Source organism: Lolliginicoccus lacisalsi, assembly GCF_014841105.1.
GTDB classification, from domain to species: Bacteria; Actinomycetota; Actinomycetes; order Mycobacteriales; family Mycobacteriaceae; genus Lolliginicoccus; species Lolliginicoccus lacisalsi.
Genome location: NZ_JACYWE010000005.1, coordinates 158,203 through 180,431, shown reverse-complemented (window position 1 = coordinate 180,431; position 22,229 = coordinate 158,203). Strand labels below are relative to the sequence as shown.

Annotated in this window: 20 protein-coding genes; 12 read left to right on the top strand and 8 right to left on the bottom strand. The window is 69.3% G+C overall.

What is annotated here, in order from left to right; translation table 11 throughout:
• Positions 1 to 421 precede the first annotated feature (421 nt).
• Positions 422 to 1,573 carry a precorrin-3B synthase gene (cobG, locus tag HT102_RS10105; protein ID WP_192039293.1) on the bottom strand — a complete coding sequence of 384 codons (1,152 nt, stop codon included), beginning with the start codon at positions 1,571 to 1,573 and terminating at the stop codon, positions 422 to 424.
• 303 nt (positions 1,574 to 1,876) lie between these two features.
• Between cobG and cobN the strand changes: the two genes are divergently transcribed.
• The 4 genes from cobN to HT102_RS10085 all read left to right on the top strand — a co-directional run bounded on the left by cobN (position 1,877) and on the right by HT102_RS10085 (position 7,942).
• Positions 1,877 to 5,491: a cobaltochelatase subunit CobN gene (gene cobN / locus HT102_RS10100; RefSeq protein ID WP_192039292.1), complete on the top strand. Its 3,615-nt coding sequence runs from the start codon at positions 1,877 to 1,879 to the stop codon at positions 5,489 to 5,491.
• A complete protein-coding gene (locus HT102_RS10095) occupies positions 5,484 to 6,323 on the top strand; it encodes a shikimate 5-dehydrogenase (RefSeq protein ID WP_192039291.1) in 840 nt (279 codons plus the stop codon). The genes cobN and HT102_RS10095 overlap by 8 nt, the downstream gene beginning before the upstream one ends.
• A gap of 144 nt (positions 6,324 to 6,467) precedes the next feature.
• Positions 6,468 to 7,544, top strand: a complete 1,077-nt coding sequence (locus HT102_RS10090) for an ABC transporter ATP-binding protein (RefSeq protein WP_192039399.1) — start codon at positions 6,468 to 6,470, stop codon at positions 7,542 to 7,544.
• 17 nt (positions 7,545 to 7,561) lie between these two features.
• Positions 7,562 to 7,942: a PPOX class F420-dependent oxidoreductase gene (locus HT102_RS10085; RefSeq protein WP_192039290.1), complete on the top strand. Its 381-nt coding sequence runs from the start codon at positions 7,562 to 7,564 to the stop codon at positions 7,940 to 7,942.
• Positions 7,943 to 8,222: 280 nt separating this feature from the next.
• On the opposite strand, the gene HT102_RS10080 is transcribed toward HT102_RS10085, so the two are convergent.
• The 6 genes from HT102_RS10080 to HT102_RS10060 form a co-directional block, all read right to left on the bottom strand.
• Entirely contained in the window at positions 8,223 to 8,405 is a 183-nt protein-coding gene (locus HT102_RS10080; protein ID WP_192039289.1) for a hypothetical protein, read from the bottom strand.
• 234 nt (positions 8,406 to 8,639) lie between these two features.
• Positions 8,640 to 10,016: a metallopeptidase TldD-related protein gene (locus tag HT102_RS10075; RefSeq protein WP_192039288.1), complete on the bottom strand. Its 1,377-nt coding sequence runs from the start codon at positions 10,014 to 10,016 to the stop codon at positions 8,640 to 8,642.
• Positions 10,013 to 11,530 carry a TldD/PmbA family protein gene (locus tag HT102_RS10070; RefSeq protein WP_192039287.1) on the bottom strand — a complete coding sequence of 506 codons (1,518 nt, stop codon included), beginning with the start codon at positions 11,528 to 11,530 and terminating at the stop codon, positions 10,013 to 10,015. The genes HT102_RS10075 and HT102_RS10070 overlap by 4 nt, the downstream gene beginning before the upstream one ends.
• Before the next feature lie 431 nt (positions 11,531 to 11,961).
• A complete protein-coding gene (locus HT102_RS15965) occupies positions 11,962 to 12,363 on the bottom strand; it encodes a PDDEXK nuclease domain-containing protein (RefSeq protein WP_225443482.1) in 402 nt (133 codons plus the stop codon).
• 75 nt (positions 12,364 to 12,438) lie between these two features.
• Complete coding sequence (locus HT102_RS15960) at positions 12,439 to 12,903, bottom strand: DUF1016 N-terminal domain-containing protein (protein WP_225443481.1); 465 nt, start codon at positions 12,901 to 12,903, stop codon at positions 12,439 to 12,441.
• A 413-nt stretch (positions 12,904 to 13,316) separates the two neighbouring features.
• Positions 13,317 to 13,646, bottom strand: a complete 330-nt coding sequence (locus HT102_RS10060) for a hypothetical protein (RefSeq protein ID WP_192039286.1) — start codon at positions 13,644 to 13,646, stop codon at positions 13,317 to 13,319.
• Between the two features lie 49 nt (positions 13,647 to 13,695).
• Here HT102_RS10060 and HT102_RS10055 point away from each other — a divergent pair, with 49 nt between their 5' ends.
• The 6 genes from HT102_RS10055 to HT102_RS10030 all read left to right on the top strand — a co-directional run bounded on the left by HT102_RS10055 (position 13,696) and on the right by HT102_RS10030 (position 20,384).
• Positions 13,696 to 14,853 carry a sensor histidine kinase gene (locus tag HT102_RS10055; RefSeq protein ID WP_333473379.1) on the top strand — a complete coding sequence of 386 codons (1,158 nt, stop codon included), beginning with the start codon at positions 13,696 to 13,698 and terminating at the stop codon, positions 14,851 to 14,853.
• Positions 14,854 to 14,939: 86 nt separating this feature from the next.
• On the top strand, positions 14,940 to 15,599 hold the full coding sequence (locus tag HT102_RS10050; protein WP_192039285.1) for a response regulator: 660 nt from the start codon (positions 14,940 to 14,942) through the stop codon (positions 15,597 to 15,599).
• Between the two features lie 92 nt (positions 15,600 to 15,691).
• Complete coding sequence (locus tag HT102_RS10045; RefSeq protein ID WP_192039284.1) at positions 15,692 to 16,276, top strand: FxsA family protein; 585 nt, start codon at positions 15,692 to 15,694, stop codon at positions 16,274 to 16,276.
• Complete coding sequence (locus tag HT102_RS10040; RefSeq protein ID WP_333473378.1) at positions 16,273 to 17,883, top strand: amidohydrolase; 1,611 nt, start codon at positions 16,273 to 16,275, stop codon at positions 17,881 to 17,883. Before HT102_RS10045 ends, HT102_RS10040 begins: the two co-directional genes overlap by 4 nt.
• Before the next feature lie 56 nt (positions 17,884 to 17,939).
• Entirely contained in the window at positions 17,940 to 19,481 is a 1,542-nt protein-coding gene (gene lnt, locus HT102_RS10035) for an apolipoprotein N-acyltransferase (protein WP_192039396.1), read from the top strand.
• A gap of 117 nt (positions 19,482 to 19,598) precedes the next feature.
• Entirely contained in the window at positions 19,599 to 20,384 is a 786-nt protein-coding gene (locus HT102_RS10030; RefSeq protein WP_192039283.1) for a polyprenol monophosphomannose synthase, read from the top strand.
• Positions 20,385 to 20,469: 85 nt separating this feature from the next.
• Here the strand turns inward: HT102_RS10030 and HT102_RS10025 are convergent, their stop codons facing one another.
• A complete protein-coding gene (locus HT102_RS10025) occupies positions 20,470 to 20,814 on the bottom strand; it encodes an RNA polymerase-binding protein RbpA (protein WP_192039282.1) in 345 nt (114 codons plus the stop codon).
• A 210-nt stretch (positions 20,815 to 21,024) separates the two neighbouring features.
• On the opposite strand from HT102_RS10025, the gene HT102_RS10020 reads away from it, so the two are divergent.
• On the top strand, positions 21,025 to 21,387 hold the full coding sequence (locus HT102_RS10020) for a hypothetical protein (protein WP_192039281.1): 363 nt from the start codon (positions 21,025 to 21,027) through the stop codon (positions 21,385 to 21,387).
• Between the two features lie 150 nt (positions 21,388 to 21,537).
• Positions 21,538 to 22,215 carry a GAP family protein gene (locus HT102_RS10015; protein WP_192039280.1) on the top strand — a complete coding sequence of 226 codons (678 nt, stop codon included), beginning with the start codon at positions 21,538 to 21,540 and terminating at the stop codon, positions 22,213 to 22,215.
• Positions 22,216 to 22,229 lie beyond the last annotated feature (14 nt).

Below are 22,229 nucleotides of genomic sequence, written 5' to 3'. Positions count from 1 at the left end.
GGGCCGAGCCGCGGTTCCCGTCCGCGCGGCCCGTCACGGCATCGTGACCACACCTTGAGGGGATCTTTACGAACGCGCATTCTCGCGCGGTGGTGGTGTCGCGGCGTGGTGGAGTTGCGGTGGTGTTGCGCGGCGTGGTGGTGTTGCGCGGCAGGTGCCACCTTTTGGACGCGGCTGCCACCGTTGCGCCCCAGCCACCACCGATATTTCGGTGGTAGCTGTGCCTAGAGGTGGCAACAACAGCCTATGGGTGGCGGCAAAGGCCATGGATGCCCCCGGGCAGCGCCAGTCGGTTCCTAGCGCGGGCGGCGCCTCGAGAAGTGCCAGCCAGTGCCAGCCAGTGCCAGCCAGTGGAAACCTTTCCCGCTGGAAGGCGGAGAAGTTTCCACTAGCCGCGCGGACCCGGCCAGCCTGCCCAGCTTCACCGCGTGCGGTAGCCGCCGCCTGGCTGCGCGATGCGGATAGTGGCGCCGCGCGGGGCGCCGCACGCACGGTCGCAGCCCGCCCAATGCTCGGGGAGCGCGGGTTCCCCACCGCTTGCCGCGAGATCGCCGTCGGCGACCGCCCGCTGCACGTCGGCATGCACGTCGGTGCGGGACGAGGCGCAGCCGGGCTGTCCGGTGCAGGCACTGAGCCGGGCCCAGGGCGATTCGGCGTCGAACACCAGGCCCAGGGGAGCGAGCACGCGCACTACTTGCTCGGCGCGCCACTCGTCGAGGCCGGTGATGACGATGCCGCGCCACGGCGTGATCAGCAGCGGACGCTCGATCGCTTCGAGGAACTCGGCGAGGCGCGCGTGCAGCCGTCCGAGGGGCACGGCCGCGCCGAGAGCGACACCGCCGTCTTCCTGGGCGAACCAGCCGATCGGGGGCTGGGGGCGCTCGCTGGGATGCACGGGCTGGGGGGACGATTCCAGCTCCAGCCCGGCCTCGCTCAACAAGTGCGCGCGGGCGTGGGCGGGCAGGTCACGGATCCGCCAAGCGCCATTTGCCAGGCGGAGGAACGCGCGGGCAAGGGCATGCACCGCCGCGACGGCGTCTTCATGGGCGATCCGCGCGCCAGTGTCCTCGCCTCGGAGGAGCAGGGCGGAGGTCGTCTCGTCGTAGGCCATGACGGTGATGTCGGCATCGAGGGCAGCCACGTCGCCGCGCCCGTCATCGAACGCGACGAGAAAACGTCCGGGCAGCTCGGCGAGGCCCGCGTCGGAGCGCAGCAGGTCGTCCCACGCGACGACCAACGGCCGCGAATCGGTGAATCCGCCGACGAGGCCGCTGAGGGGGGAGGAGATGATGTTGCGCGCGCGGTCGTGGTCGTCGGAGGGCAGCAGCCCGGCATCGCGCAGGAGGGTGGCAACGACGCCAGCTGTGTCGTCACCGAGCCCGCGGACCTGGATGTTGCCGCGCCCGGTCAGCTCCAGGATGCCGTTTCCCATCCCGGTCGCCAGCCGGGCGAGCGTGCCGATCTGCTCGGCTGTGATCGCGCCACCGGGCAGCCGGATGCGGGCGAGCCCGCCGTCGGCGGCGGGGTGCAGGCGCAGCGCGCCGGGGCATCGGTCGGGGGGAGGGGTGCTCACTCGTTCCAGGATAGGCGTGCCGCGCTACCGCACGCGCGCCCGCAGGCCCTCGCGAACCCGGGGCCACTGCTCGACGGTGATGCATCCGCAGCGTTGCCAAGTGGCGGGTTCCGAGCCGTGCGATGGCATCGCGCGCGCGGTGTCTTGGGCGCGGAGCTGCATGTGGTGCCGCGCAGGTTCGTTGCTGCTGCTCACGGCGTCGAATCTTGCGCGCCAGGATCATACGATCACATTGTCCGCGCTTCGGGGTAGCATGCGTGGCGTCCACTGGCATTGGTGGATCCGTCTTGCGGAAGGGCTCGCGTGATACTGCTGCTATCCACCTCGGACACCGACCTGCTGTCGGCCCGTTCAAGCGGATCCGGCTTCCGGCTAGCGAACCCGGCCCGACTCGATCTCGCTGAGCTGCGCGGGCTGCTGGCGGGAGCTGACCTGGTGGTGCTGCGCATCCTGGGCGGCAAGCGCGCGTGGGAGGACGGCATCGACGCGGTGCTGGCCTCTGGCCTGCCGGTGGTGGTGGTGAGCGGGGAGATCGCGCCCGACGCGGAGCTGATGGAGCTGTCGACCGTTGCTGCCGGGGTGGCCGCGCAGGCGCACAACTATCTCGCGCAGGGCGGGCCGGCGAACCTGGCCCAGTTGCACAACTTCCTCTCCGACACGGTGCTGCTGACTGGTCTGGGGTTCGAGGAGCCGCGGGCGTTGCCGGACTGGGGCTACCTGGAGCGCAATCCGGCCGAGCTGCCCGCGGACGTGCCGACCGTGACGGTGCTGTACTACCGGGCGCAGCATCTCGCCGGGAACACGGGCTATGTGCACGCGCTGTGCGATGCGATCGAGTCCGCGGGGGCGCATGCGGTGCCGATCTATTGCGCGTCGCTGCGGGCTGCCTCCCCGGCGTTGCTCGACGCGCTCGGGCAGTCCGATGCAATGGTGGTGACGGTGCTCGCGGCCGGGGGCACCAAGCCGGCATCCGCGGGGGCGGGCGGCGATGACGAGGCCTGGGACGTCACCGAGCTTGCCGCGCTCGACATCCCGATCCTGCAGGGCCTGTGCCTGACGTCGCCGCGCGCGCAGTGGGAGGCCAGCGATGACGGCCTGACCCCGCTCGATGTGGCCACGCAGGTGGCGGTGCCGGAGTTCGACGGGCGGATCATCACGGTGCCGTTCTCGTTCAAGGAGATCGACGACGACGGCCTCTCGACGTATGTGCCCGATCCCGAGCGCGCGGCACGGGTGGCGGGCATCGCGGTCAATCATGCGCGGCTCGGCCGTATCAGCCCGTATCGCAAGCGTGTCGTGCTGATGCTGTCGGCATACCCGACCAAGCATGCGCGGATCGGCAACGCGGTGGGGCTCGATACCCCCGCGAGCGCGATCGCGTTGCTGCAGGCAATGCGCGAGGCAGGCTATGACATTGGGCCCGAGCATGGTGCCGATGCGATTCCTGGTCTGGTCCAGCGGGATGGCGATGCGTTGATCCACGCCCTGATCGCGGCGGGCGGCCAGGATCCGGATTGGCTGACCGAGGAGCAGCTCGGGTCGCGGCCGGTGCGCCTGCCGGCGAAGAAGTACCGCAAGTGGTTCGCGACGCTGCCCGCAGCGTTGCGCGAAGCCGTCGAGGAGCACTGGGGCCCGGCGCCCGGCGAGCTGTTCGTGGACCGGTCGCAGGATCCGAAGGGCGAGATCGTCATCGCGGCCATGCGCTTCGGAAATCTGGTCATCATGGTGCAGCCGCCGCGCGGCTTCGGTGCCAATCCAGTGGCGATCTATCACGATCCTGATCTGCCGCCGAGCCACCACTATCTCGCTGCCTACCACTGGCTCGCCGCGAGCGAGGCGGACGGCGGGTTCGGCGCGCACGCGCTGATCCACCTCGGCAAGCATGGCAACCTGGAATGGCTGCCCGGCAAGACACTGGGGCTCTCCGCGGACTGCGCCACCGACGCCGCCATCGGGGACATGCCGGTCATCTATCCGTTCCTCGTCAATGATCCTGGCGAGGGCACCCAGGCCAAGCGGCGCATCCACGCCACGCTGGTCGATCACCTCATCCCGCCGATGGCCCGCGCCGAGACCTACGGCGACATCCAGCGGCTCGAGCAACTCCTCGACGAGCATTCGAACATCTCCGCGCTCGACCCCGCCAAGCTCCCCGCGATCCGCCAGCAGATCTGGACCCTGATTCAGGCCGCGCGCATGGACAGCGACCTCGGGCTCGAGCAGCGCCCCGATGACACCGAGTTCGATGACATGCTCATGCATGTCGATGGCTGGCTGTGCGAGATCAAGGACGTGCAGATCCGCGATGGCCTGCACATCCTTGGGCGGCGCCCCCGCGGCGACGAGGAAGTCGACCTGGTCCTGGCGATGCTGCGGGCCCGGCAGATGTGGGGCGGCGAGCAATCCGTTCCCGGCCTGCGCGAGGCCCTGGGCCTGAGCGAGGATGGCGATGAGGCGCGCGCGCGTGTGGACGAGATCGAGCATCAGGCCCGCGAGATGCTGCGCGAGCTCGCCGAGCGCAAGTGGAAGCCCAAGCACATCGGCAGGCTCACCGACGACAAGACCGTGGCGCGCATCCTCGAGTTCGCGTGCGAGGAGATCGTCCCGCGGCTGCGCGAGACCCGCGAGGAGATCCCTCGAATCCTGCATGCCCTCGCCGGTGGCTTCATCCCGGCCGGGCCGAGCGGCTCCCCGCTGCGCGGGCTGATCAACGTGCTGCCCACCGGGCGCAACTTCTACTCCGTCGATCCGAAGGCCATTCCCTCGCAGCTCGCCTGGGAGACCGGGCAGGCGATGGCGGACTCGCTGCTCGCCCGCTACCGGACCGACCATGGGGGGTGGCCACGCAACGTTGGGATCTCCGTGTGGGGAACCTCCGCGATGCGCACCTCCGGCGACGATATCGCCGAGGTATTCGCGCTGCTCGGGGTGCGGCCGGTGTGGGACGAGGCCTCGCGGCGCGTGCGGTCCCTCGAGGTCATCCCGCTCGAGGAGCTCGGCCGCCCGCGCATCGACGTCACCGTGCGCATCAGTGGGTTCTTCCGCGATGCCTTCCCCCACGTGCTCGCGCTGCTCGATGACGCGGTACGCATGGTCGCCGACCTCGAGGAACCGCGCAAGAAGAACTACGTGCGCAAGCACGTGCAGGCCGACCTCGAGCGGCATGGCGATCATCGGCGCGCCACCACCCGCATCTTCGGTTCCAAGCCGGGCACCTACGGGGCGGGCCTGCTGCAGCTCATCGATGCCCGCAACTGGCGCACCGACGCCGACCTTGCCGAGGTCTATACCACCTGGGGCGGCTACGCCTACGGCCGCGGGCTCGACGGCATCCCCGCCGGGGAGGACATGCGCGACGCCTACCGTCGAATCAGCGTGGCGGTGAAGAACATCGACACCCGCGAGCATGACATCGCCGATTCCGATGACTACTTCCAGTATCACGGCGGCATGGTCGCCACCGTGCGCGCGCTCACGGGATCGGACCCCGAGGCCTATGTGGGCGATAGCACCCGCCCGGACTCGGTGCGCACCCGCACCCTCAACGAGGAGACCCGCCGGGTCTTCCGGGCCCGGGTGGTCAACCCACGCTGGATGGCGGCGATGCGCCGCCACGGCTACAAGGGCGCGTTCGAGATGGCGGCGACCGTGGACTACCTGTTCGGGCTCGACGCCACCGCCGGCGTGGTGGACGACTGGATGTACGAGCAGCTCACAGGCAACTATGTGCTCGACGAGACCAACCGTGACTTCCTCGACCAGTCCAACCCGTGGGCGCTGCACGGCATCTCGGAACGCCTGCTCGAGGCGGCGCAACGCGGCCTATGGGCCAAGCCCGAGCCCGCCACGCTCGCCGCGCTCAAGGAGGCCTACCTGCGCAGCGAGGGCAACCTCGAGGGAGACGACGCCCATGCATGACACGTCCACCGTCGAGGCGTTCCTGCCTACCCGCGACACCATGCTGTGCATCTCGCTCGCCGCGCGACCGCGCAACATCGGCACCCGCTTCCACAACTTCCTCTACCGGCAGCTCGATCTTGATTACCTGTACACGGCGTTCACCACCGACGACGTCACCGCGGCCATCGCTGGGGTGCGGGCGCTCGGCATCCGCGGCTGCAGCGTCTCGATGCCGTTCAAGGAGGCCGTCATCCCGCTGCTCGATGCGATCGACGACTCCGCCGCGGCCATCGAATCGGTCAACACCATCGTCAACGACCACGGCACCCTCATCGGGTACAACACCGACTACCTCGCGATCCGCGCGCTGCTCGCCAGCAACCAGATCCCCGCGAGCACCTCGGTCGTGGTGCGGGGCAGCGGCGGCATGGCCAAGGCCGTCACCGCCGCGCTGCGCGATAGCGGGTTCTCCGACGTCACCATCGTGGCCCGCAACGAGACCACTGGCGCTGCCCTCGCGCGCAGCTACGGCTACCACTGGGCAGGCACCTCGGACCAGCAGCCAGGGCTGCTCATCAACGCCACGCCTCTCGGCATGGAGCACCAGCCGGGACTGCCCTTCACCTCCGAGCAGGTCGCGGCCGCCCGCTGGGTGCTCGATGTGATCGCGATGCCTGCCAAGACCGCGCTGCTCGATCTCGCGGACAGGCACGGCGCCACGACCATCCCGGGCACCGAGGTGATCGCCCTGCAAGCAGCCGAGCAGTTCATCCGCTACACCGGCATCGAGCCCCCCGCCGAGCTCATCGCCGCGGCATCCCGGTTCTCCCGCGAGGAGCCCGGCCAGTAAGTGTTGGGCCCAGTAACGCTTGAGACACCCCAAGCGGGGAAACCCCCGGCATCTCCGCCCGGCTCGTCTACTGTCGTCCTCGACCATTTCCCCGCACTCGGATCGTCCGGCACGTTCCTGCCGGTGAAGGGAATACCACAGCGCATGGCCCCGATCACCTTCGACAAGACCACCCGCATCTATCCCGGCTCCAGCACCCCCGCGGTCGACCAGCTCGATCTGCACATCGAGGACGGCGAGTTCCTCGTCCTCGTCGGCCCGTCCGGCTGCGGGAAATCCACCAGCCTGCGCATGCTGGCCGGGCTCGAGGACGTCGACGGCGGACATATCCGCATCGGCGAGAAGGATGTCACCCATCTCGACCCCAAGGACCGGGACATCGCCATGGTGTTCCAGAACTACGCCCTCTACCCGCACATGACCGTAGGCGAGAACATGGGCTTCTCCCTCAAGCTCGCCAAGACGCCCAAGCCCGAGATCCGGGAACGCGTGGCTGCCGCCGCGGACCTGCTCGGCCTCGCGGACTTCCTCGACCGCAAGCCCAAGGCCCTCTCGGGCGGGCAGCGGCAGCGCGTTGCCATGGGCCGTGCCATCGTCCGCCAGCCGCAGGTGTTCCTGATGGACGAGCCGTTGTCGAACCTTGATGCGAAGCTGCGCGTGCAGACCCGCACCCAGATCGCGCAATTGCAGCGGCGCCTCGCCACCACCACCGTGTACGTGACGCATGATCAGGTGGAGGCCATGACGATGGGCGACCGGGTGGCCGTCCTCGACCACGGCGTGCTGCAGCAGTGCGACAATCCGCGGGAGCTCTACCGCAACCCCGCCAACGTGTTCGTGGCTGGGTTCATTGGCTCGCCGGCGATGAACCTCTACACCGTCCCGCTCGAGGGGGACGTGCTCCACATCGGGGAGACGGCGATCCGTCTTGGTCGCGATGCTGCCGCCGCCGCTGGCACCGAGGTTGTGGTGGGCATCCGCCCCGAGCACCTGTCCGTCGGCGACGAGGGGCTCCGGGTGGATGTCGATGTGGTCGAGGAGCTCGGTTCCGAGGCGTTCATCTATGGGCGGGCGCTGATCGCGGGGGCGGAGCAGGACATCGTGGCGCGCGTGGACTGGCGCAACCCGCCGCGCAAGGGCGCGGTGATCCACGTCGGGATCGATGCAGGCAATGTTCACCTGTTCGCCGCGCGCGGCGATGGCGAGCGACTGCCCCGCTAGGGGGATACGCTGTGCGCATGGCACCGACGTTCGAGGATCTTGCCGCAGCGAAATATGTGCTGCTGACCACTTTCCGCAAGGATGGCACCGCAGTGGGCACGCCTTTGTGGGTGGCTGCTGACGGACAGCGGCTGCTCGTCTGGACCGAGACCAATTCCTACAAGGTCAAGCGGATCCGGCGGGACCCGCGCGTCACCATCGCGGTATGCGGGGCACGGGGCAAGCCCAATGGAGAGGCTGTCGAGGGACGAGCCGAGGTCCTTGAGCAGGAGGGAACCGAGCTCGCTCGTCGCCTGATCTCCGAGAAGTACGGCATCCTTGGCAAGCTGATCGTCAAGGGAAGCTTGTTGCGGCGCGGGCGGCGCGGCACCATCGGTGTCGCTATCGAGCTGGTCTAGCGGCGCATTGTCGACGTTGCCATGACGGGATCGCTGCTGGGCCGCTGGCGTGGTGCCTGAATCAAATGCTCGGCCCGAGTGCTCGGCCTAGTGCTCGGCCTAGGGCTGGGCCTGGTGCTCGGCCTGGTGCTCGGCCCGCGTGCTCGGAGCTGCCACCTCAAGCCAGTACCTGCCACCCATCCGCACTAGCTGCCACTGAAATTTCGGTGGCAGCTGTCAGTGTTGGTGGCAGGAAGCAACTATGGGTGGCAGGAGCGGCTTCGCTGAGCTCGCGCTGGAGTTACCTGGTGCTCAGAGGTGCGCTGGCGACGGCAATGCTGGAATCGACCGCCTGGGTGTAGGCCGGAGGCTCGTCGAGGGTCGCCGCGGTGCCGAGGGGGGTGAGCACGGCGGCCGCGAGGGCGACGACGGAGCCGACGGCTACGGCGGCGTAGCGCAACGCTGCTGCTGATGTCGCGGTCATGCGCGCCTGCCTTCCCGTTCTCGTCGTGCTCGTCGTGGCTCTCTTGCAAAAATATCGCGCAAAAGTGACATACGAAAGGCATGCTTGTAAAGAGCAATGACCGGGCAAAGCGGACGTCGCGCGAGCGTTCGGGGGACCGGTTGAACGCCAACAAGTCCCGGCCGTGCGCCGCGCCCCCCGAGTATCCCTGTGCGCGGGATCACCTGTCCAATGGGCGGGACGGGCCCGGCGCGATCAAGTGGCCTGGCTCACCGACGACATGTGGAAATCCGGGACGCGCAACGGGGGCATGATCGCGCGGGTGAACCAGTCCGCCCACTCGCGCGGCAGGGTCCGCTCGCTCGCGCCCGCCTCGTTCGCGCGCTCAAGCAGGCTCAGCGGGCTCTCGTTGAAGCGGAAGTTATTGACCTCGCCCACGATCTCGCCATCCTCAATCAGGTAGACACCATCACGGGTAAGCCCGGTGAGCAGCACCGTTGCTGGATCGACCTCCCGGATGTACCACAAGCAGGTCAGCAGCAGGCCTCGCTTGGTGGCACGCACCATCTCCTCGATCGTCGATTCCGAGCCTCCAGCGAGCTCGAGGTTGTGCGCGGCGTGCGCGGGCGAGGCGTCGTGCTCGGCCGCCCCCGCCCGGCTGTAGGGCAGTGCGGCGAGCTTTCCGTCGGCTATCCAATCGACCGCCTCGATGGGCAGCCCATTGTCGAACACCGACACATCCTCGGACGATGAGGATGTCGCCACGAACGGGATCGCCTCGATGCCCTCGGCACGCGGATCGGTGCGCAGCGCCAGCGGCAGCGTCGCGATCCGCTCACCGACGCGGGTTCCGCCGCCCGGCCGGGAGAACGCTGAACGCCCCTCGTGCGCGCTACGCCCGCTCAACGACCACAGCAGCGGGATCATCAGGTCCGCGGTCGCGGAGGACGGCAGGATCACCTCGTAGCGACCCGCGGGCAGCTCCACCCGGGAGCGGGACCAGCCGAGCCGCCGATCAAGCTCGCGCAGCAACGCGGACGCATCGACATCGCCGAAATCAGTGGTCCCCGTGCCCGCCCAGGCGCTGGCTACATGCGTGCCGTGATCGCGCTTGCCGTTGATCTCGATGGATCCGGTGTGCTGGACCCAGCGCCGCCGCATGCCCGCGCTCGTGCCCAGCCACGTGGTGCGAACGACATGATGAGCGAACCCGAACAAACGGTCAGGGCCATCGAACGCGGCCGCGAGCGGGGCCACGAGGCCAGCGAACACCTCGATGGAAGTGGTCGACGCGGGCTCGGACCAGTCGCCATCCGGATCGCTCGCGGCCACCAGCGGCATCGCCTCGGCCGTCGGAGCTGCCGCGCGCGCAGTCTCCTCGCTGGCCCGCACCACATCGGCGATATCGCCGGCATCCACGCTCGCGCTATCGACCACGCCCACCGACACCCCGCCGTCGACGGCGAAAAACGAGACCACCGACCATTCCCGGTACACCGACGAGCCATTGGTGGTCATCGAGCTGTTCGCCCACCGCAGCGATGCCTCGGAGACGTCCGCGACGATCACGGCGACATCATCGGCTACCGAGACGGCGAGCACCTGCTCGATCAACTCCTGCGCGGCGATCATGCCTCGCCCTCCTCACGCGTGTTGAGCACATTGACCTGCCGGAACAATGCCGACGGGCAACCGTGGCTGACGGCGGCGATCTGCCCGGGCTGGGCCTTGCCGCAGTTGAAGGCGCCCGCGAGCTGCCAGGTGCCGCGTCCACCGACTGCCTCCATCGAGCCCCAGAAATCGGTGGTGGTGGACTGGTAGGCCACATCGCGCACCTGCCCGGCGAGCTTGCCACCGCGGATGCGGAAGAAGCGCTGCCCGGTGAACTGGAAGTTGTAGCGCTGCATATCGATCGACCAGGACCGGTCGCCCACCACGTACAGGCCATCGTCGACCATGCCGATCAGTTCCTCGGTGGTGCGGTCCACCTCTGGGTCCGGCTGCAGGGACACGTTCGGCATACGCTGGATCGGCACATGGTGCGGCGAGTCGGCGTACGAGCAGCCGTTGGAGCGCGCCGGGCCCAGCCGTGGGGCGAACGTGCGATCCACCTGGTAGCCGACCAGCACGCCATCGCGCACCAGGTCCCAGGATTGCCCCGCCACGCCCTCGTCATCGAACCCGATCGTCGCCAGGCCATGCTCCACCGTGCGATCCGCGGTGACGTGCATGATCGGCGTGCCATAGCGCAACGAGCCCAGCTTGTCCGGAGTCGCGAACGACGTGCCCGCGTAGGCAGCCTCGTAGCCGATCGCGCGGTCGTACTCGGTGGCATGCCCGATCGACTCATGGATCGTCAGCCACAGGTTCGTCGGATCGATCACCAGGTCTGTCGGGCCCGCCACCACCGACGGCGCCACGGCCTTCTCCGCCAGCCAGTCGGGGATGCGGGCAAGCTCGGTGTCCCAATCCCAGCCGGTGCCCGTCACGTACTCCCACCCGCGGCCCGTCGGAGGTGCCAGCGTGCGCATCGACTCGAACGCGCCCGAACCCGCATCGACCGTGACTGCCTCGAGCTGCGGATGCACCCGCACCCGCTGCTGGGTGATCGACGAGCCCGCCGAATCCGCGTAGTACACCTGCTCCTTGACCGCCAGGCAGGAGGCCGTCGCATGATCCACGCCGGGGGCGCGCAGCAACCGGTCCGAGTACGCGGCGAGCGCATCGACCTGCTCGCGCACCGGCAGCTCGAACGGATCCACCTCGTACGACGACACCCACGACGCATCCTTGTAGACCGGCTCCGGCGCGAGCTCCACCTGCTCCCGGTTCAGCGAACGCATCGCCCGCGCCACCGCCACCGCCTCGCGCGCCAGCCGAGCCCCGATATCCGGGCTGAGCAGCGCGTGCGAGGCGAACCCCCACGTGCCATCAACGATCACCCGCACCGCCAGCCCCACCGTCGAGGAATCATTCGCCGACTCCACCGCCCCATCGCGCAGCCGCAACGACCGCGACCGCAACCGATGCACCCGCACATCCGCGTGCGACGCGCCCGCCTCCCGGGCCGCATCGAGCACCGCGTCGGTCAGCAAACGCGTTGGCAGGTCCAGGAAATCAGCATCGATCGAACGGGTCAGGCTCACCCCTGCGAGGCTAGCCGCACTGTCGCCGCGCTACCAGCGGCGCGGCCGTGCGTGGGTGTGCGGGGCAGGCCGGCCCCGCGCGTGTGCGGCCGCAGGCCCCGCGCGTGTGCGAAAAGCGACTCGTTTTCGCGCGGGTGCTGTCGTTTCTTGCACACTCGCGCGGTTCCTGCACGGGCCTTCTCGCTGCCATTCCAGGTGTGTGGGTGAGGACCTCAGCTTTGGGATCACTGGCCGAGCCAGGCCTCCATCGATTGGTGTACTGATATGCGCATACCGTGTCCGCTCGGCCCTTGCAAGGCGCTGAATTCAGGAACTCGTGCAGCAGGCACGCGTGGATAAGACAGTTTCCTTTCAGGGCATTAGCGCACACTCCGTCTGGCAGCGCCAAGTCCGCCTGGCCGCAGCCCCAGTGATCAATTCGCCGATTCGGCTCATGATTCCGGATCCCCGAGTTCTCGTTCGATCTGGTCGATTGTGGGCAGGTTCGTCGCGAGAGGTTCAGGCAAGTCCTTGACGAGGTCATACTCGCTCACACCCAATGGGGCGGAGACGTTCCGGAGCGCATACTCGGCGACTACCTTGTCTTGTGTCTTGCACAGCAGAAGGCCGATCGTCGGGCCATCGATCACCCCCTTTATCTCGCCATCGATCGCCGCCATGTAGAACCCGAGTTGGCCGATGTGCTCGGGCTTGAACTCGGTCGCCTTCAAGGCGAATCCCGCTCCGAGCTCGACGAGGAACTTCGCAACGTGATCAACAAGCGCCTGCTCGATCGCCCGCTCCTCGGCGTCCTCGCCCAATCCGAGGAAGTCAAGCTTGTACGGGTCCTTCAACGCTTCTCGGGCAAGGTCGGATTGCGGAGCAGGGAGGGTGCGGTCGAAGTTGGTGACGGCGTTGCCCGTTCGTTCCTAGGTGCTGGACTTGATGTGCGCCTCCAGCACCCTGCGTGACCAGCCGTGCTCCAGTGCAGCGCGAGCGTAGGCCACACGCTGGTTCTGTTCCTTCAATCGGTCGAGGAGGACCATGTTGTGGCCCCAGGGGATTTGTGCAGCAACCTGCTGCACAAACAGCTCGCTCGGCCACGATGCAGCGAATGCCCGCATGTACTTCAGATTCCGGGAGGAGAAGCCTCGCATGTCAGGGAAGGCGTCGCGCAGGTCGTGAGACAGGCGGTCGATCACTTTCGCGCCCCACCCCTGCTCGGCTTGGCGCCCCAGGATTTCTCGGCCGATCTGCCAGTAAAGCTGGACGAGTTCCGTATTGACGGCGACGGCGGCGCGCTGCCTCGCCGCATGCACATGTGCCTTGAGCGCGGCCAACCAGTCGCTGTACCCCTCTGGAGGCTCGACCAATGCGGGCACCTTGTCGCTCATTCCTGCGTTTCCTTCCCAGTAATCCATCGGTAGGGAGTCCGGGGGCGCCCGACGCACGCGTGTCGTTCAGCGTGGCCAGCCAGCCGGGAACCGGGTCAGGCCCAGTGTCCGAGGATTTCCGCGAGGTGGCGGCGCGTCCGCCAGGCGGTGCCTGCTTCCGCGCGGACCTCGAACGAGATGGAGCGATGTCGTGACGGGTGCGGTTCAACGCTGTTCACGCTTGCAATCTCACCATCAAGCACCGACAAGTATTGAGCGCGCCGATGTGTCGGGGAGCGGGCATGGTTGAGCCGTCTCGCGCGTGTGCGAAAAGCGACACGGTTTCGCTGGCGGGGTGTCGTTTTGCGCACTCTGGGGCCGCGGGCGCGGATGTGGCGACGACACTGGCGGGCCCAGCGCCGCAACCACCCCACCTACACCACCGCGAGAACAACCGTCCCCGTGCCCCAGATCGCGAGCGCCACGGCGAATCCCACCCACACGGAGTTGCAGATCATGCCGCGGCGGCGCGCGATGGCCCGTGCCCAGGTTCCTGCGCCGAGGCCGATGTAGCCGATCGCGGAGGAGAGGGTGTCCACCGTGGTCTCGCCGCCCAGCCAGCCGACGTGGCGCAGCACCACCATCGACCCGATCACCGCCAGCATGAGGACCGACACGCCAAGCAGGGCCTGCTCAGCCCGGGTGAACCGCTCGGGCGACGGCACGGCGGGGCACGCCACGGGGGCGAGGCGACCGATATCCATGCCGCCCAGTATGGCGACCGCACGGCCAGGGCGCCTAGGCTGGCTGATCGTGGAGCGCATCACTCGCTGGATACGGGACGAGCCGCGGTTCGCAGACGGCCTGCTCGCGCTTGTCTTCGTGATGTTCGAGGCCCTCGCCGCGCCCCGCAGCGATGATCCGGCCGTGTTCCTCGCCCTCGGTGTGCTGCTGTGCGCGCCGATCGTGCTGCGCCGCACGTCCCCCGTAGCCTCCGCTTATGCGATCTTGCTGGCCTCGATCGTCTCGTCGCTGGTCCTGGCCCGGTTCGACAATGACACCGTGGGCCACCCCGCGGGCCTGCTGCTGATCGTCGCGCTGTATTCGCTGGTGGTGCATTCGCGCCGCTGGATCGCGGCGCTCTATTTCCTCGGCCTCGCCGCGGACACCGCGGTGAAGATCATCGCGCTCGACTACGAGATGCCCGAGACCGTCCTCTACCTCGCGGGCTTCTACCTGCTCGGTTGGGCGATCGGCGAGGTCATCGCGGTCCGCCACCGCCAGCATGAGGAGATCGCCGCGCGCCTGGAGATCGCTGAGACGGACCGGGACCGGCGCGCCGAGGATGCCGTCGCGGCCGAGCGCACCCGCATCGCCCGCGAGCTGCACGATGTGGTTGCCCATTCGGTGAGCGTGATGATCGTGCAGGCCGAGGGCGCGTCCTACGCGGTGCGCAGCAATCCCGACATCGCGGAGCGGGCACTGCGCACCGTCGCTTCGACCGGGCGGGAAGCGCTCACCGAGTTGCGCCGCACCCTGGCCCTGCTGCGGGATGAGACCACCACCAATGAGGTTCTCGACTATGGCACCGCGGGGCTTGCCCGCACCGCGGCGCTCATGCGTGATGCTGGGCTGCCGGTAGAGCTGGAGATCACGGGGGACATCGACGCGCTCGCGCCCGCGCTGGGCCTGGGCATCAAGCGGATCGTGCAGGAATCGCTGACCAACGTCCTGCGTCACGCCGGGGACGGGGCACGGGCCACCGTGGTCGTCCAGCGCGTGGGGGAGGACGTCACGGTATCGGTCACCGACCAGGGCGGCAACGGCATCGGCCGCCACGGGCACGGCAGCGGCAATGGCATCGTCGGGATGCGCGAGCGCGTCGCGGTGCTCGGCGGGACGCTGTGCACCGAGGAACTGCCCGGCGATGGCTGGAGAGTCACCGCCACGCTGCCGGCCGGCCCGGAGTAGCGCCGGGCAGCGGCGTACGAGACGGCGCCCACTAGTCTGTGCCTACTATTCTGTGCCCGTTAGACCGAGCCCATTAGTCTGGGCGGGTGCCGATCTCCGTTCTTCTCGTCGACGACCAGGAACTCATGCGCATGGGCCTGCGCATGATCATCGACGCCCACCCGGGCCTGACGGTGGTGTGCGAGGCCGGGGACGGTGCCGAGGCCGTCCGGCAGGCCGAGATCCACTGCCCCGATGTGGTGCTGATGGACGTGCGCATGCCGGTGATGGACGGGGTGACCGCCACCGCGCGGATCACTGAGCGCTGCTCCGCCACTCGCGTCCTGGTGATGACGACGTTCGATCTTGACGAGCATGTGCTCGGCGCTCTGAACGCCGGGGCGAGCGGGTTCCTGCTGAAGGACACCCCGCCGGAGGAACTGGTCTCGGCTATCCGTTCCGTCGCCGCTGGGGATGCCGTGGTCTCGCCGAAGGTGACCCGCCGCCTGCTCGACCGGATGCTCGCGGGCACCACGGGACCGGCCACCCTGCCGCCGGTGGTGTCGGAACTCACCGAGCGGGAGCGCGAGGTCCTCGGGCTGATCGCGGCAGGCATGTCGAACTCCGAGATCGGCGCCGCCCTGCACCTGACCGAGGCAACCGTGAAGACGCACGTCGGGAGGGTGCTCGCGAAGCTTGGCGTGCGCGACCGAGTGCAGGCCGTGGTGTTCGCCTACGAGAACGGCCTCGTCACCCCGGGCGCCTGAGCGCGACCAGTCGTGGGCCCGTGCATTAGCCCGCAGCGGCGGGATAGGGAACACTGGTAGGGCACGAACGCACCACTGGAAAGGGCTGACGCGTGCCACTGCTGATCCTGCTCGTCTACATCATCGTCGAGGTCGCCGCGATCGCGGGACTCGTCTCGCTGGTCGGTTTCTGGTGGACCCTCGCGATCATCCTTGGCAGCATCCTCGCCGGCTCGGTGCTGTTCGCCACCCAGACCCGCTCCTCGATGCGGCAGGTCTCGGCCGCCATGCACGGCGAGGGCTCCCCGGCCAGTGCCCTCGCGGACACCGCCACCGTGGGCATCGCCGGGATCCTGCTGACGATCCCAGGCATCGTCACCAGCGCCATCGGCTTGCTCCTGCTGTTCCCTCCCACCCGTGTGCTCGTCCGCCCTGTGGTGCCGTACCTCGTCCTGCGCCAGCAGCGCAAGGCCGCCACCAGGATGGGCTACACCGGCATGGGCTTCCCGGGCATGGGGGATGGGCCGGCAGGCCCGCGCCGCGGCGGAACCATCGTCGACGGCGAGGTCGTCGACACCACCACCCGGCCCACCACCGAGGATGGCACGATCATCGAGGGCGAGATCGCCCCGCCGCCCCCGGCCGCGCCCGAGCCAGGGGAGAAGCAGGACCCGAACGAGGAGGATCCGCGCCAGTGAGCACCCAGTTGCTCGTCGGCGGGCGCATCTACAGCCCCACCAACCCCGACGCCACCACCATGGCCGTCACAGGCGGCACCGTCGTGTGGCTCGGCGAGGAACGCCCCGGCCGCGCCCTGCATCCCGATGCCGAGATCATCGACCTCGACGGCGCGTTCGTCACGCCCGCGTTCGTGGATCCGCACGTTCATGTCACTGCGGCAGGGCTGCAGCTCACCAGCCTCGACCTGACCGGCTGCGCGAGCCGCGACGACCTCATCGACAAGCTGCGCGCGCACGCCGCCATCCACCCGGGCCACGTGATCTGGGCGACCGGCTGGGACGAGACCACATGGGATGGCCACGAGCCCCCCACGACCAGTGATCTCGACGTCGCCGCGCCGGGCCTTGCCGTGTACGCGGTGCGCATCGACGCCCACTCCGCGGCCGCGTCCACGCCGCTGCGCGAGGCTACCGCGGGCCTGACCGGTGCGCCCGGGTTCGCCCCGGAGGGTCCGCTGACCGCCGAGGCGCATCACCTGGTGCGCCATCGCGCCAGCGAACTGCTCAGTCCGGTGCAGCGGGCCGCTGCGCGCACCGCCGTGCTGGACCGCGCCGCGTCCCGGGGCGTGGTGTGCGTGCACGAGTGCGGTGGCCCGGACATCTCCGGGCTCGATGACTTCCTCGACCTGCTCGGCACCAAGCACGGGGTGCAGGTGCGCGGCTACTGGGGCCAGGCCGTCGGCACCGCGGCGGAGGCCACGGACCTGCTCGCCGCCACCGGCGCCGACTCCCTTGGTGGTGATCTGTTCGCTGATGGCGCCATCGGTTCCCGCACCGCCTGGCTCACCGATCCCTATGCCGAGCCAGGCATCGGTTGCCAGCACCAGTACGGGCGCACCTACCTCGACGCCGACACGATGGCCGCGCACCTCATCGCCTGCACCGAGGCCGGGATCCAGTCCGGCTTCCATGTCATCGGCGATGCCGCGGTCACGGCCGCGATCGATGCGCTCGAGCGGGCCGAGCAGCAATGCGGCGCGCGTGCCGTCGCCGCCTGCGGCCACCGCCTCGAGCACGTGGAGATGATCACCCGCGAGCAAGCCGGGGTGCTCGCCCGCCTCGGGGTCATCGCCAGCATGCAGCCGGTGTTCGACGCCCTATGGGGCGGCCCCGATGGCATGTACGCCCAGCGCCTCGGTGCCGATCGCGCCGCCGCTCTCAATCCGTTCGCCATGCTCGCGGCCACGGGAGTGTCCCTCGCTTTCGGCTCGGACAGCCCCGTCACGCCGATCGATCCGTGGCCGATGATCCGCGCCGCGGTGCACCACCAGACCCCGGGAAGCGGCATCTCGCCCCGAGCGGCGTTCTCCGCGGCCACGCGCGGCGCCTGGCGCGCCGGGGGCGTCCGTGACGGTGTCGCGGGCACTCTCGTCCCGGGCGCGCCCGCTTCGTACGCGGTGTGGGAGGCTGGCGAGCTCGTCATATCCGCGCCCAGCAATGCGGTGCAGCGCTGGTCGACCGATCCCCGATCCCGCGTGCCACCGCTGCCCGACCTCGATGCGCCGCTGCCGGTGTGCCTGCGCACGGTGCGCGACGGCGTCACGATCTACGAGCGCGGCCAGTGAGCGCCAGCACGGCCCTGGCGGAGCGCGAAGCCGCGCCAGCGCAGCAAGCCGCGCGGATGCTCCTCTCGGTGCTCGCCGGCATCCTGCTGTACCTGAGCTTTCCACCGAGCCCCCATTGGTACGCGGCACCGCTGGGCATCGCGCTGCTGGTGGGCGTGCTCACCGGCTGGGCAGGGCGCCCGATCAGCGCGCGCGCCGGATTCGGCCACGGCTTCCTCGCCGGGGCGGGCTTCTTCATCCCGCTGCTGCCCTGGATCGGCATGTATGTCGGAGCCTTGCCGTGGCTCGCGCTCGCCCTGGTGTGCGCGCTGTACATGGGATTGTTCGGCGCAGGCGCCGCAGTGGCATGGCGGCTGCCCCGCTACGCGGCGATCGCGGCGATCCCGGCCGTGTGGGCGGCAGCGGAATGGCTGCGTTCGAGCTTCCCGTTCGGCGGTTTCCCGTGGGGCAGGCTAGCCTTCGGGCAGTCGGGATCGCCCTTGCTGCCGGTCGCCGCGCTCGGTGGCGCCCCCCTGCTCAGCGCGGCCGTGGCGCTGCTCGGGATGGCTGTGCTGCTGCTCGGAGCGGCCATCGCGCGCCGGGACATCCAGGCCGGAGCTGCCACCGTGGTCAGCCTCGGGCTCGTGCTCGGCACGGCCGCCGCGATGGCCCCCACGGCCTCGCCCGCTCCCGCCGGGGCGCCGACGTTGACCGTCGCCGCGGTGCAGGGCAACGTGCCGCGCCTCGGCCTCGACTTCAACGCGCAGCGGCGTGCCGTGCTATCCAACCATGTGGAAGCGACTCTGGAGCTCGCCGCCGCGGTCGAGCGGGGGGAGCAGCCCCGTCCCGATGTCGTGATCTGGCCGGAGAACTCCTCCGATGTGGACCCCCTCCGCGACGCGCAAGCATCGAGCCTCATCACCGGCGCGGCCCGGACCATCGGCGCGCCGATCGTGGTGGGCGCGGTGCTCTACAACGGGGACGGCACCTTCACCAACAGCGTCATCGCCTGGGATCCCCTCGCGGGGCCGGTGGATCGGCATGACAAGGCCATCATCCAGCCGTTCGGCGAGTACATGCCCATGCGCGGCTTCTTCCGCCTGTTCTCCGACTATGTCGATCTGGCCGGCAACTTCGTGCCCGGCGACAGCGACTGGGTGATCAATGCCGGAGGAGTGCCGCTGGGCATCGCCACCTGCTACGAGGTGGCCTTCGACCGCGCCTTCGCCACCGCGGTGCGCTCGGGCGCGCAGATCCTCGCCGTGCCAACGAACAATGCCACGTTCACCACGCCCGACGAGCCCGACATGACCTACCAGCAGCTCGCCATGTCGCGGGTGCGGGCGGTCGAGCATGGCCGCGCGGTCGTCGTGGCCGCCACGAGCGGCGTGAGCGCCCTGGTGCGCCCGGACGGTTCCATCATCGCGGAATCGGGGATCTTCGAGCGCGACGTGCTGGTCGCGGACCTACCGCTCAGCACCACCTTGACCGTCGCGACCCGGCTGGGCGCGTGGCCCGAGCGGGGCCTCGTCGCGGCAGCAGTGCTGGCACTGGCCGTTGCCGTGGCACGGGGCCGGGAACATGCCCGGGAGGACGCCGGGGCGCCCGTGCCAGCCTGACGCGCGCGGGCGCCGGGCAGTGGTGTTTTGGCCCAGCCCGTCACGCGTTGCACCCTTACGGGATAGATTCAGCAAGGAACATCGCACGCAATCACCATGGCGGCAGGAAGGACCACAATGACGCCGGGCACACCTGGGGGCAGCCCCGACACGAGGCCAAGCGCGCGCACGCTGGTGATCATCCCCACCTACAACGAGCGCGACAACATTGGCATCATCATCGAGCGGCTGCACAGTGCGCTTCCGCATGTGCACGCGCTCATCGTTGATGATGGCAGCCCCGATGGCACGGGCCAGCTCGCTGATGAGCTCGCCGCCGCGGATGAGAAGGGCCGCATCCACGTGATGCACCGCACCGAGAAGAACGGCCTCGGTGCCGCCTACATCGCCGGATTCGGCTGGGGCCTCGACCGCGACTACGAGGTGCTCGTCGAGATGGATGCCGATGGCAGCCACGCGCCGGAGCAGCTGCATCGCCTGCTCGATCAGATCGACGGCGGCTACGATCTGGTGCTCGGTTCCCGCTACGTGCGAGGCGGCACCGTGGTGAACTGGCCAAAGCGCCGCCAATGGCTCTCCCGCGGAGGCAACATCTACTCGCGCCTCGCGCTCGGAGCGCCGCTCAAGGACATCACCGGCGGCTATCGCGCGTTCCGGCGCAAGGTCCTCGAGAAACTGAGCCTCGATGCGGTCGAGTCGCATGGCTACTGCTTCCAGGTCGATCTGGCCTGGCGGACCATGCAGGCCGGCTTCACCGTCACGGAGGTGCCGATCACCTTTACCGAGCGGGAGCGCGGCGAGTCGAAGATGAGCGGCAACATCGTCCGCGAGGCGCTGCTGAAGGTCACGCAGTGGGGGATCCGCTACCGCATCGACAAGCTCAAGCGGCTGACCAAGTCCTGACGAGGAGGATCCGGGCGTGCCCGGATGCACCAGCGCCCTCCCCTGGAGCGATTCCGGGGGAGGGCGCTGTGGTTGTGCCGCTGGATCAGGTGGTGATGCCGCGGCGCCGCTTCTTCAGCAGCTCGAGACGCTCCTGGAGCAACTCCTCGAGGTCTTCCTCGCTGCGCCGCTCGAGCAGCATGTCCCAGTGCGTGCGCGGCGGCTTGACCTTCTTCGCCTCGGCCGCGCCGCCTTCCATCAGCTCGCCCTCTTCACCGTTCTTGCAGATCCACACGCCGGGGATCTCGGCCTCATCGGCGAACGGGATGTCGAACTCCTCGCCGCTGGGCGTGCGGTAGCGGGCGTAGCGGCGGGGGGCGAGGTCGTGGTCCCGGTCCGTCTCGTAGCTCACCGCGCCGAGGCGGCTTCCTCGAAGTACGCGATCTGCCATGGTAATACCCTCTCATCGTCGGACACGAAAGCCGGTGGGTCCGGTGGGCCCGCGAATAGCGTCACGGACCGTTCATAATGCTCAACGCCGTGGGCGGCGCAAAGGTTCCCGCGGCCCGGTCGCAACATCCTACTCCCCGGCTCTGGCGGGCGTCCGCCTGCAGGGCGCTTCGCCGCGCCGGCGCGGGGCTGCCGGTGCGGGGCTGCCGGTATGGCCCGGTTGCCGCTAGTGTGTGCTCTCGTGGCAGCAGCAACACGGCGACCGCACCCGTGCGCCTGGTGCGGTAGGGAAGTCATCGATACAGGCATGGGGCGCCGGCGCCAGTACTGCCGGCAATCCTGCCGCCAGCGCGCCTACGAGCATCGCAGCAGCCTGCGGGGCACCACCATCCCGGAGAACGCGGTCGTGCTGTCCGCGGAGGAGGCGGCAGCGCTCTCGGACCGCGCCTTCGCGGTGCGCTGCGCCGCGGAGGACGTCGCGACCGCGCTGGACGAGGAGGCGCCGCCGGGCGAGGTGCGCCAGCTCGTGGCCCAGCTCACCGATCTCGCGCGCGACGCCGAGCGCTTGCGGTAGCGCCCCGGGGATGCCCACGCGGTCGCGCGCGGGCCGGCCGCTCGTCGGGATCGCCGGGCACTGTCCCTGGGCGCCAACCCCGGCACGACCCGCCGCCGGGCCGACTAGGCTGGTCCGGGTGAGCATCCGCGACCCCCGCCCGGCCCAGCGATGACACCACTAGTACTGGCCCTCGCCGGGTTCGCGCTGCTCGACTCCCTCGACGTGCTGCTCGTCGGGGCGATCTCCGCGATCATCTACGACGCCCGCCTCGCCCGCAGGTCACCGATCCCCGGCGCCATCAGCTTCCTGCTCGGCGTGTTCACCATGACCACCGCGTTCGGCCTGCTGACCGTGCTCGGGTTCAGCACCCTCGCCGACCGGGCAGGGATCACCATGACACCGGCGCTGCGCTACTGGGCCGAGCTCGCGATCGGCGTGACCCTCATCGCTGTCGCCCTGATCCCCTCCTCCGACCGGCCTGCCCCCTCCTGGGCCATCCGCGTTCGCCGCAACCCCGCCCTGCTGCTGACCATCGGCGTCGCTATCGGCCTCGCGCAGGCCCCCACCGCCGTGCCCTATCTCGCTGGCCTCGCCATGATCGCCGCCCACCAGCCGCTGCCCTTCTGGTGGCCGCTCATCGTCATCCTGTACTGCCTCGTGGCACTCATCCCGCCGATCATCGTGCTCATCATGGGCACCCGGACCTCGCCCGCGGCCCGGCGGCGCTACCTCACCGTCGCGCGCTTCATCCCCCGCCACGGCCCGCGAGCGGTTCGCATCATCTTCATCGTCGCCGGGGCGCTGCTCATCCTCGACGCCCTCGTCCACCACCAGTACCTGTTCTAAGGGGGACGGGCTAG

Coding starts and splice junctions, on each gene's coding strand:
- HT102_RS10095 (WP_192039291.1), top strand. CDS start 5,484: ATGCATGACACGTCCACCGTCGAGGCGTTCCTGCCTACCCGCGACACC.
- HT102_RS10090 (WP_192039399.1), top strand. CDS start 6,468: ATGGCCCCGATCACCTTCGACAAGACCACCCGCATCTATCCCGGCTCC.
- HT102_RS10085 (WP_192039290.1), top strand. CDS start 7,562: ATGGCACCGACGTTCGAGGATCTTGCCGCAGCGAAATATGTGCTGCTG.
- HT102_RS10080 (WP_192039289.1), bottom strand. CDS start 8,405: ATGACCGCGACATCAGCAGCAGCGTTGCGCTACGCCGCCGTAGCCGTC.
- HT102_RS10075 (WP_192039288.1), bottom strand. CDS start 10,016: ATGATCGCCGCGCAGGAGTTGATCGAGCAGGTGCTCGCCGTCTCGGTA.
- HT102_RS15960 (WP_225443481.1), bottom strand. CDS start 12,903: ATGAGCGACAAGGTGCCCGCATTGGTCGAGCCTCCAGAGGGGTACAGC.
- HT102_RS10060 (WP_192039286.1), bottom strand. CDS start 13,646: ATGGATATCGGTCGCCTCGCCCCCGTGGCGTGCCCCGCCGTGCCGTCG.
- lnt (WP_192039396.1), top strand. CDS start 17,940: ATGCTCCTCTCGGTGCTCGCCGGCATCCTGCTGTACCTGAGCTTTCCA.
- HT102_RS10030 (WP_192039283.1), top strand. CDS start 19,599: ATGACGCCGGGCACACCTGGGGGCAGCCCCGACACGAGGCCAAGCGCG.
- HT102_RS10025 (WP_192039282.1), bottom strand. CDS start 20,814: ATGGCAGATCGCGTACTTCGAGGAAGCCGCCTCGGCGCGGTGAGCTAC.
- HT102_RS10020 (WP_192039281.1), top strand. CDS start 21,025: ATGGCCCGGTTGCCGCTAGTGTGTGCTCTCGTGGCAGCAGCAACACGG.
- HT102_RS10015 (WP_192039280.1), top strand. CDS start 21,538: ATGACACCACTAGTACTGGCCCTCGCCGGGTTCGCGCTGCTCGACTCC.